Source organism: Streptomyces sp. (assembly GCF_035644915.1).
GTDB lineage: Bacteria > Actinomycetota > Actinomycetes > Streptomycetales > Streptomycetaceae > Streptomyces.
Genome location: NZ_DASQNP010000258.1, coordinates 1 through 10,198 on the forward strand (window position 1 = coordinate 1; position 10,198 = coordinate 10,198).

At 73.0% G+C, this 10,198-nt stretch carries 8 protein-coding genes; 5 read left to right on the plus strand and 3 right to left on the minus strand.

The features are described 5' to 3' along the window. From VE546_RS27010 to VE546_RS27020, 3 genes are all read right to left on the minus strand, one after another. On the minus strand, window positions 1-274 hold a 274-nt coding region (locus VE546_RS27010; RefSeq protein ID WP_324926865.1), incomplete at its 3' end, for an S-adenosylmethionine synthetase N-terminal domain-containing protein. Between the two features lie 76 nt (window positions 275-350). After that, window positions 351-1,724, minus strand: coding sequence for an APC family permease (locus VE546_RS27015; RefSeq protein WP_324926867.1), 1,374 nt, complete (start codon window positions 1,722-1,724; stop codon window positions 351-353). Window position 1,725: 1 nt separating this feature from the next. Further along, on the minus strand, window positions 1,726-2,730 hold the full coding sequence (locus VE546_RS27020) for an ornithine cyclodeaminase family protein (RefSeq protein WP_324926869.1): 1,005 nt from the start codon (window positions 2,728-2,730) through the stop codon (window positions 1,726-1,728). A gap of 573 nt (window positions 2,731-3,303) precedes the next feature. On the opposite strand from VE546_RS27020, the gene VE546_RS27025 reads away from it, so the two are divergent. The 5 genes from VE546_RS27025 to VE546_RS27045 all read left to right on the plus strand — a co-directional run bounded on the left by VE546_RS27025 (window position 3,304) and on the right by VE546_RS27045 (window position 9,868). After that, window positions 3,304-5,115, plus strand: a complete 1,812-nt coding sequence (locus VE546_RS27025; protein WP_324926871.1) for a non-ribosomal peptide synthetase — start codon at window positions 3,304-3,306, stop codon at window positions 5,113-5,115. Window positions 5,116-5,120: 5 nt separating this feature from the next. Continuing rightward, a complete protein-coding gene (locus tag VE546_RS27030; RefSeq protein ID WP_324926873.1) occupies window positions 5,121-7,037 on the plus strand; it encodes a B12-binding domain-containing radical SAM protein in 1,917 nt (638 codons plus the stop codon). Window positions 7,038-7,051: 14 nt separating this feature from the next. Then, on the plus strand, window positions 7,052-8,200 hold the full coding sequence (locus VE546_RS27035; RefSeq protein ID WP_324926875.1) for an acyl-CoA dehydrogenase family protein: 1,149 nt from the start codon (window positions 7,052-7,054) through the stop codon (window positions 8,198-8,200). A 68-nt stretch (window positions 8,201-8,268) separates the two neighbouring features. Then, complete coding sequence (locus VE546_RS27040; protein ID WP_324926877.1) at window positions 8,269-9,024, plus strand: thioesterase II family protein; 756 nt, start codon at window positions 8,269-8,271, stop codon at window positions 9,022-9,024. Window positions 9,025-9,199: 175 nt separating this feature from the next. Further along, entirely contained in the window at window positions 9,200-9,868 is a 669-nt protein-coding gene (locus VE546_RS27045; protein WP_324926879.1) for a lytic polysaccharide monooxygenase auxiliary activity family 9 protein, read from the plus strand. Window positions 9,869-10,198: the final 330 nt, after the last annotated feature.

Consider the following 10,198-nt stretch of genomic DNA (forward strand, 5'->3'; position numbering starts at 1 on the left):
CCCCGCACGAGGCCCCGTCGAACCCCTTGGCCGACGAGTCGTAGCCGATGGTGAGGACGGCGTTGCGCACCAGGGTGGGGATGTCGGCGTAGGCGGAGGTGGTCACCTCGCCGGCCACGTGCACCAGCCCGGTGGTGATCATCGTCTCCACGGCGACGCGGGAGGTGGGGTCCTGGGCCAGGAGGGCGTCGAGGACGGTGTCGCTGATCCGGTCAGCGATCTTGTCGGGGTGCCCCTCGGTCACGGACTCCGAGGTGAACAGACGTCGTGACATGGTTCGCCTTCCGCTGTGTCGGGGGTGGGGGCGCGGGGGAGGCCGCGCCGTCGTGCGGAGGGAGCGCCGGAATTCCTCATCCGGAACTGTCGATCCTGTTCTGCGGCCGTACGGCCGTGTGCTCGTCGTGCCCGTCGTGCTCGTCGTGTCCGTCCTGTGCCGTCGGCCGGGCCGGGCGCCCGGCCCCGCCCCGCCGCACGGCGAGCCAGTGGCCGGCGTACCCCACCGCCAGCCAGCCGAGGCCGGCCAGGGCGGGCTGCCAGCCGCCGGAGACCAGGAAGAGGGCGCAGATCCCGAAGGCCAGGGTGAGCACCACCGGTGCCGCCGGGGTGCGGAAGCTCGGTGCCGGACCGCCCCGCCGGCGCAGCACCACCAGGGCCGCCATGGGCAGGACGAAGTGCCAGACGTACAGGAAGCCGCCGACCTCGGCGGTCCGCTCCACCGACAGGGTGAGCGCCACCGCGCCCACCACCGCCCCGCTGCACAGCACGGCGGCCCACGGCGCGCCGGTGTGCGGCCCGACGGCCGACAGCCTGCGCGGCAGCAGCCCGTCGCGGGCCATGGCGAAGACGATGCGGGACATCACCACCAGCACCGCGTTGCAGGTGGCGGCGATCGTGAGGGTGGCGGCGGCGGCCAGGACGCGCTTGCCGGTGTCCCCCGAGAAGGCGGCGACCGCGTCGGACAGCGGCGCCGCGGACTCGCCCAGGGTCTCCCAGGACAGCACGCCGACGGAGACGGTGGTGACCGCGAGGTAGAGCCCGAGGACGGTGAGCAGGGTGGCGATGATGGCGCGCGGCAGCGTGCGCTCCGGCGACTTCACCTCCTCGCCGGCGGCGGCCACCATGTCGAACCCGGCGTAGGAGAGGAAGGCCAGCATCGCCGCGGCCGCCACCCCGGTGATCCCGTGCGGGAGGAACGGCGTGAAGTTGTCGGCGCTGACGTGGGGGGCGCCGAAGACCCCGAAACCGACCAGGGTGGCGACCGCCGCCCCGACCACGAGGCTCTGCGCCCCCGCCGACATCCGCATGCCCCGCAGGTTCACCGCAATGGTGGCGACGATGACCAGGAGGGCGCCCAGGCGGGGCGGCAGCCCGGTGAGCGCGTGGAGGTAGCCGCCGAACCCCAGGGTGATGAAGCCGGACATGAACACGTAGCTGCCCCAGAAGCCCCAGCCCATCAGGAAGGGCCAGGGGCGGGGCAGGAGCGCGCTGACGAAGGCGTAGCCGCCGCCCGCGCGCGGATACCGGCAGGAGAGTTCGGCGTACGGGAGGGCGATCAGCAGCGCGGCGACGAAGGCCACGACGAAGGCCACGGGCGCCGCCGGACCCGCCTTGCCCGCCGCGGAGCCGACCAGGACGAAGATCCCGCCCCCGATCGTCCCGCCGACGCCCAGGGCGATCGCGCCCCTCAGCCGTAACTCCCTGCGCAAGCCCTGTTCTGTGCTCAACTCATTCCTCCGCAAAGAGGGCGACCTCGGTGCCCACGCCCAGTTCGCGGGCCCGTCCCTCAATGGCGAATCCTGCCAGCACGTCCTCGACCGCCAGCCCCAGCGACTTGAACAGGGTCGTCTCGTCCGGATCCGTCCGCCCGGCCCGGCGGCCGAGCAGCACCTCGCCGACCTCGGCGCGGATGTCGTCGGGCGACATCAGCCCCTCGGCGATGGGGGCGCGGACGTCCCCGGCCTCCACGAGGGCCGAGTCGCGGCTGTCGACGAAGACCGAGCAGCGGGCGACCAGTTCCCCGGAGAGCTCGCGCTTGTCGGGGAAGGACGAGCCGACGGCGTTGATGTGGGCGCCGTCGCGCACGTGGTCCGCCTCCAGCAGCGGCTCGGTGCTGCCCGTGACCGTGCAGACGATGTCGGCGTCCTCGGTCGCCCGGGCGACGCTCTCGGCCGGCTCCACCGGGAACGGGTGGCCCTGCTGCTCGGCCCACGCGGCGAACTCCCGGGCCCGGTCGGGGTTCCTGGACCACACCCGCACGCCGCTGAGCTTGCGCACCTGCGCCATCGCCGTCAGATGGCTGCGGGCCTGCACGCCGGAGCCGATGACGGCGAGCCTCTCGGCGTCGGCGCGGGCGAGTACGTCGGTGGCCACGGCCGACACGGCGGCGGTGCGGATGGCGGTGATCGTCGCGCCGTCCATCAGGGCCCTGGGCACGCCCGTGCGCTCGTCGAGCACGAGCACCATGCCCAGGTGGGCGTCGAGGCCGATGGCGGGGTTGCCGGGCTTGATGGCGATCATCTTGATGCCGAAGCCGGCGTGCGGCGCCTCCGGTGACGGGCCGACGTAGGCGGGCATGACCGCGAGGGCGTCGCCGCCGGGGGTGCGCAGCATGGTGCGCTGCGGCTGCACCACGGAGCCCGCGCTGAACGCGCGGAGCGCCCCGCGCATCACCTCGATGGACTCGGCCATGGGATGGAGCTTCTGTACCGCCTCGGCGTCGAGCACGAGCATCCGTGAATCTCCTGACGTGCCGGTTGGTGGGCGGCTCACCATTTCCGCGGCGTGATCGGACTGTCAAGGGTGCCCGGGCCGCGGTGGCGGCTTCTGGACATTCGTCGAACTCACGTGCCATATTCGCCTGCCGGGTGAAAACGCACGTCATCACGGGCGAATGACGGACCGGGGCGGCCGGGCCGGTTGTCCGAAAACGGATTTCAGTCATTGACGCCCCCGCGGTGCGCGGAGAGGGTGCGGATGAACGTGCCGCGGCCGCATCCGCGGCGCGCGGCCTCGCCGTGGGCCACAAGTCCACGGGCCGTCCGGGCCCGACCGGGTCCCGAACCGAAGTCCTGCGGTTTCTTTTCCGTTCATCTGCCGCCGTCCGTCCTCCGCTGTCCGGACGATCGAATTCCGTAAAGGGGCGGGCGGTGGGCCTCCCGTGCCATGCGAAACGGAGCATGGCATTCCTTATCACGTAAGGACGAACTGATTACGATGCGGCAAGAGAAAACCCGCCCCGTCCCCGTCGCCGATTTATTCGAGGACGAAATAATCCCGGAAGAGGACGGAATCACTCCGGAACCGGTGCACTTGCGCATCGCCGGCCTGGGGGAGAGGAATCCCGCCCGTCCGGCCGTCGTCCACGGCTCCCGGACCATGAGCTACGGCGAGCTGTCCGGTCTGGCCCGGCGGATCGCCGCCCGGCTGCGGGCCGCCGGAGTGGGACGCGACACCCTGGTGCCGCTGTGGCTCGACCGCTCGCCGGAGCTGGTCGCGTCCGCGCTCGGGGCGCTGTACGCGGGGGGCGCCTACGTCGGCATGGACACCCGCGACCCCGCCGACCGCACCGCGGCCATCCTCGCCGACTGCTCGCCGCCCGCGATCGTGACCAGCCGGGAACTGGCCGACCGGCTTCCGCCCGGCGACCACGAGGTGATCGTCCTGGAGGACCTGCCGGACGGACCGGACGGCGGGATGGCGCCCGCGCCCGCGGCCCCAGGCGACCTGTGCTACGTGACGTTCACCTCCGGCTCCACCGGCCGCCCCAAGGGCGTGCTGGTGGAGCACGGCGGCGTCGCCAACCTCGTGGACTGGTACGTGCGCGAGTTCGGCATCACCCCCGAGGACCGGATGCCCCAACTGGCCCGGCCGTCCTTCGACGGGTGGGCGCTGGAGGTGTGGCCGTGCCTGGCGGGCGGGGGCACCCTCCGCATCGTCGGGCAGCGGCTCCCGGACTCGCCGCAGGACTTCGCCGACTGGCTGTGCGCGGAGCGCGTGACCGTCGGCTTCTTCACCACCGCGCTCGCCGTCCAGCTCCTCGACGCCCGGTGGACGCCCGGCCGCACCACCCTGCGGGCCATGCTCCTGGGCGGGGAGAAGCTGCACGCGCCGCCGGCGCTCCGGCCGCCGTTCCGGATCTTCCACGTCTACGGCCCGACCGAGACGACCATGCTCGCCACCTGCGGCGAGATCACGGCCGACGCCCCGCGCGACACGCCGCCGCCCATCGGACGCCCGCTGCCCGGCCTGAGCGGCCGCGTGCTGGACGAGTGGCGCAAGCCGGTCGCCGACGGGGAGCCGGGCGAGCTGCACATCGGCGGTGTGGGCGTGGCCCGCGGCTACCTCAACCGTCCCGAGCTGACCGCCGAGCGGTTCCACACCGACCCCGCCACCGGGGAGCGGCTCTACGCCACCGGCGACCTGGTGCGGCGGCTGCCCGACGGCGGGTTCGCCTTCCTCGGGCGCACCGACGACCAGATCAAGCTGCGCGGCTTCCGCATCGAGCCGGGCGAGGTCGAGGCGGCCCTGCTGGCCCTGGACGGGGTGGCGCGGGCCGCCGTGGTGGTCCACGAGCCCGGTGGCGACGGGCCGAACGCGGCCGGCGGCCGGCGGCTGGTCGGCTACTGGACCGCCCAGGACCCGAACACCGCCCCCGACCCCGCGGCGCTGCGGGAGGAGCTGGCGGCCGCGCTGCCGCAGTACATGGTCCCGCACCTGCTGGTCCGGCTGGAGGCGCTGCCGCTCACCCCGCACGGCAAGACCGACCGCCGCGCGCTGGCGGCGATGTCCCCCAGCGTGCCCCCCAGCGCGTCCTCCAGTGCGTCCCCCGGCGCGCCCGCGTCCGCGCCGGCGACCCCGGACGCCTTCCGCACCCGCACCGAGCGGGTCCTCGCCGAGCTGTGGCGCACGGTCCTGTCCGTGCCGGCGGTGGGCCGCGAGGACAGCTTCTTCGACCTCGGCGGCGACTCGCTGCTGGCCATGCGGCTGGCGGCGGAGGCACGGCGCCGGGGGCTCCGCTTCGGCGCCGAGGACCTCTTCGAGACCGACGTGCTGCACGAACTCGCCGCTTCCCTGGACCAGCAGGCCCAGGCGAACGACACCGCCGCAGGAAGGTGATGACCATGCGCAGGTCCGTGGCCCTGGTCGAGGTGCCGATGTACCCCAACACCCTTCCGCTGGCGTCGGGTTACCTCCAGGCGTACGCGCAGAAGGACCCGGCGGTCGCCGCCGCGTACGACTTCACCATCCACTCGCGCTCGGTGGGCCACCCCGTCGAGGAGCTGGTCGACGAGCTGGTCCGGCTGGACTGCGACGTCTACGGGCTGAGCTGCTACCTGTGGAACATGCGCCGCATGAGCGAGGTGCTGCGGGCGCTGCTGGAGGCGCGTCCCGGCGCCCGGTTCATCCTCGGGGGCCCGCAGGTGATGAACCACATCGCGGACTACGTCGAGCCGCACCACGAGAACGTGGCCGTGGCCAACGCCGAGGGGGAGGCGACCTTCGCCGCCTACCTGGCCCAGCTCCTGGAACCCGAGCCGGACCTGCGCCTGGTCCCCGGGCTGAGCTTCTGGTCGGACGGCGCCCTGGTCGACACCGGCAAGCCCGACCGCATCCGCGAGCTGGACGACATCCCCTCGCCGTTCGCCGCGGGCGTCTTCGACGGCAAGGACTACACCTTCGCGGTGGTGGAGACCAACCGCGGCTGCCCCTTCCGCTGCACCTACTGCTACTGGGGCGCGGCCACCAACGACAAGGTCCACCGCTGGGAGATCGACCGGGTCAAGGCGGACCTGACCTGGATCAGCGAGCACGGCATCGAGTCCGTCTTCCTCGCCGACGCCAACTGGGGCGCCCTCCCGCGGGACGTCGAGCTGACCCGGCACATGGTCGAGTGCAAGGAACGCAACGGCTACCCCCTGATGATCAACATGCAGGCGGCCAAGAACCGCCCCGACCGGGTCACCGAGATCACCGAGATCCTGGTGGAGGGCGGCATGCTGACCAGCCAGCCGGTGTCGCTCCAGACGGTGAGCCCGACCGCGCTGGAGATGGTGGACCGGGCCAACATCAAGGAGTCCACCTACGTGGCGCTCCAGCGCAAGCTCCAGGAGAAGCAGATCAGCTCCTACACCGAGCTGATCTGGCCGCTGCCCGGCGAGACCATCGACTCCTTCCGGGAGGGCATCGGCCGGCTGTGCGGCTCCGGCGCGAACGCCATCGTCACCTACCCCCAGCTCCTGCTCCGCAACACGCCGATGGAGCGGCAGCGCGACGTGCTGGGCATCGAGACGGTGCGGGTGGCCGACGACGCCTCGGAGGCGGACGTGGTGGTCGGCACCAAGTGGGTGGACCGGGCGGACTACGAGCAGGGCGTGTGGTTCTACTACGCGGTCATCACCCTCTACAACGCCCGCGCCGCCTACCACACGGCCGGCTACCTCGACGCCTCCGGCGCCTGCGACCACGCGGAGTTCCTGACCGCCGCCAGCCGCTGGTTCCAGGAGCACACCGACGACCCCCTGTGCCGGTTCTTCGCCGACTCCATCGCCACCCTGGGCAACTACGACCTCAACAACGTCGGCAAGGCCCTCCACATGGTGCTGCACTCGCACCGCGCCGAGGTCGACCGGCTGCTCCTGGACTTCCTGCGGTCCTCGCCCTGGTGGGAGGACCCGGTGGTGAGGACCCTGTACGAGGTGGACCTGCTGGCCCGCCCGTACGTCTACCGCGAGCCGGCCGTCATGCCCGCGGTGCCCCTGGAGAACGTCACCGCGCGGCAGCAGGACCGCTACGTGATCGCCGCGGAGCTGCCCGGCGCCGTCCTGCCCCACCTGCGGGACGTCCGCGGGCTGCCGGAGGCGGACGCCGGCGGGACGCTCCAGGTGACGGTGGACCACCGCGGCCGGCGGAAGATGCCCTACCCCCGCCACCGCAGCCTGGAGCACAACGCCGCGTACTGCCAGGCGATGATGAACCGGGCGCAGGACATCGCACCCGCGTGGAGCGCCGCGCGGCCCGTCTCCGGGGCCGTGGGCTGAGGCGCGGGGTCGGCATGCGCGACGAGATCCTGACGGAGGACCACCTCGCCTTCCGGCAACTGGTCCGCACCTTCATCGCCAAGGAGATCGAGCCCCACTACGCCCGCTGGGAGGCGGACGGCGTGGCCGACCGCTCGGTGTGGCACGCGGCCGGTGCCGCCGGCCTCCTCGGGATGGACATGCCCGAGGAGTACGGCGGTGGCGGCAACCCCGACTACCGCTTCCAGGTGATCCTGGCCGAGGAGCTGGCCAGGGCGGGGACGTACGCCCCCTGCCTGCCGCTGCACAACGAGATCGTGGGCCCGTACCTGCGCACGCTCACCACGGACGGGCAGAAGGCGCGCTGGCTGCCCGGCTTCTGCGACGGGTCGCTGGTGACCGCCATCGCCATCACCGAGCCGGACGCGGGCAGCGACATCCAGGGGATGCGGACCACCGCGGTGCGGACGGACGGCGGCTGGGTCCTCAACGGCCGCAAGACGTTCATCTCCAACGGCCACAGCGCCGACCTGTACCTGGTGGTCGCCCGCACCCCGGACGAGCCCGGGCCCGCCCGGGGGGTGTCCGCGAGCATCTTCGCGGTCGAGCCGCACCGGGCCGGGTTCACCCGGGGCCGGAAGCTCGACAAGATCGGCATGACGGCGCTGGACACCGCCGAGCTGTTCTTCCAGGACGTCGTGGTGCCCGGGGAGAACCTGCTGGGCAGGACGGGCCGCGCCTTCGCCTACCTGATGCGCAACCTCACCCAGGAGCGCATGTGGATCGCCGTCTCCGCGCTCGCCGCGGCGGAACGGGTCTTCGCGGACACCCTGGAGTACGTGCGGGAGCGCTCCGTCTTCGGGCAGCCGGTCGGACGGCACCAGTACAACCGCTTCGTCCTCGCCGAACTCGCCACCTCGCTCGCCGTGGCCCGCAGCCACTGCGACCGCGCGGTCCTCGCCCACACCGAGGGGCGGCTGGGCTCGGAGGAGGCGGCGATGGCCAAGTGGTGGAACACCGAGCTGTGCCAGACGGTCGTCAACCGCTGCCTGCAACTGCACGGCGGCTACGGCGTCATGCGCGAGTTCCCCATCGCCCGCGCGTACCTGGACACCCGGGTGCAGACCATCTACGGCGGGACGACGGAGGTGATGAAGGAGATCATCGGCCACTCGCTGGTCTGACCCGCCCCCCGGGCCGGTCCGCCCCCGGCCCGGCCCGTTCCCGTCGGCGAAGGAGCACACGAGACACCATGCCCCGAGCACACCCGTGGTACCTGGCGTTCCGGCCCGTGGAGGACGCGCGGGTCACGCTGTACTGCCTGCCCTGCGCGGGCGGCGGCCCGTCGATGTTCCGCACCTGGGCGGACCGGCTGCCCGGCTGGATCGAGCTGCGCGCGGTACGGCTGCCGGGCCGTCAGGGCCGCCACCGCGAACCGGCGTTCACCGATGCCGACGAGGCCACCCGCGCCCTGCTGGACGGCCTGGGGCCGGAACTCGACCGTCCCTACGCCTTCTTCGGGCACAGCATGGGCGCGCTGCTCGCCTTCCGCATGGTCCGGGAGCTGGAGCGCACCGGCGGGCCGCTGCCCCGGCTGCTGGCCGCCGCCTCCTGGCCGCCGCGGGGAGCGGCGCCGTCCGTCATGCCCGACCCCGCCGACGGCGACGACGCCTTCGCCGCCGATCTGCGGCGGCTGGGCGGCATCCCCGGCGACCTGCTGGACGACCCGGAGATGCTGCGGTTCACCCTGCCGCTGCTGCGGGCCGACTTCTCCCTGTGCCGCAGCTACGTCTACCGGCCCGCCGCGCCGCTGGGGCTGCCGGTGCTCGCCGTCGGCGGGGAGGACGACGCGGTGACGCCCCCCGACACCCTGGCCACGTGGGAGGGGGAGACGCGGGACTTCCTCGGGCTGCACCTCTTCCCCGGCGGGCACTTCTTCCTCCACGAGCACGTGGAGGAGCTGACCGGGCTGGTCGGGAAGCACCTGGAGGCGCAGGACGGGAGCTGATCCCCGGCCCGCGGCCCGCGCCCGTGGGGGTGCGGGCCGCGGGCCGGAGAGGGACGGGCGCAGGGACGGACACCGGGATGGATGTTTCGGTTCCGTTTCGGTGGGGTAGCGCATCCCTAGCGCTTGGGAGCGCTCCCACCTCCTTTCCCTCACACCGGAAGGCGAAGACTCCGCGATGAATTGTCATGAACGCGTCTTACGGCCCCGCTGGACGCTCCGCATCCTCACCCTGCTGACCGCCGTCCTGCTCGGCACGCTCCCCTGGGCGGGGACCGCCTCCGCCCACGGCTCGGTCGTCGACCCCGCCTCCCGCAACTACGGCTGCTGGCTCCGCTGGGGCAGCGACTTCCAGAACCCCGCCATGCAGCAGCAGGACCCCATGTGCTGGCAGGCGTGGCAGGACGACACCAACGCCATGTGGAACTGGAACGGCCTGTACCGCGAGAACGTCGGCGGCAACCACCAGGCCGCGATCCCCGACGGGCAGCTCTGCAGCGCGGGGCTCACCCAGAACGGCCGCTACCGCTCCATGGACACCCCGGGCCGGTGGAAGACCACGAACGTGGGCAGCACCTTCACGCTCCACCTGCGCGACCAGGCCCAGCACGGGGCGGACTACCTGCGGATCTACGTCACCCGGCAGGGCTTCGACCCCACCACCCAGCGGCTGCGCTGGAGTGACCTGGAGCTGGTGAAGACCACCGGCCGCTACGCCCCGACCACGGACATCAAGGTCGACGTCAGCGCTCCCGGCCGGCGCGGGCACCACGTCGTCTACACGATCTGGCAGGCCTCGCACATGGACCAGTCGTACTACATCTGCAGCGACGTGAACTTCTCCTGAACCACCGGGCGGGGGCCGGCCCTTCCGGCCCCCGCCGCCGGCAGGCCGTGACGCCCGCCGCCCCGCCCGGCGCGGGCGAGGTCGTGCAGGAATCCGGCGCGCCGGTCGGAGGACCGGCGCAGGTCCAGCAGGGTGTGAGCACGGCGTGCCCCGCGACGTCCGGCGGCGGTCCGGGGAACAGGCGCGGCGCGTGGCCCGCCCGGACGCACCGGCCGGGCCGTGGCGGAACTCCGGGCGGGACGCGCCCGCCCCGGCGGTCAGCCCCGGCCGGGGGTGCGCAGGACGAGGACGGCCAGGTCGTCGTGGCCGTCGCTGGTGTGGTGGTCGGCC